Annotated in this window: 1 protein-coding gene; it reads right to left on the bottom strand. The window is 65.6% G+C overall.

Features of this window, described 5'->3' with window-relative positions; genetic code table 11:
* A partial coding sequence (locus tag B3873_RS20885) for a DNA polymerase (protein ID WP_286868773.1) occupies positions 1-209 on the bottom strand: 209 nt, incomplete at both ends.

The following is a 209-nucleotide window of genomic DNA, read 5'->3' as shown; positions in this document are numbered from 1 at the left end:
CGGCGCGGGCCGTTGGGCGAGTTGATCTCGGGCAGCCACAGGCGGCGGCCGAAGACGGTTTCCACGTAGCCGCGCGCCTTGGCCTGCAGTCGCGTTTCATCCATGTAGCGCTTCACGCCCGAGAAGCGCATGAAGTACTTGTCGATGTACATCTGCGCGGCAGAACGTTCGATGCCCAGGTTGCCGGCCAGGCCGAAGGCGCTCATGCC

Origin of the sequence: Herbaspirillum sp. UBA812 (assembly GCF_002296545.1) — a bacterium.
Lineage (GTDB): Bacteria > Pseudomonadota > Gammaproteobacteria > Burkholderiales > Burkholderiaceae_D > Herbaspirillum > Herbaspirillum huttiense.
This window is presented reverse-complemented; position numbering and strand designations above follow the sequence as displayed.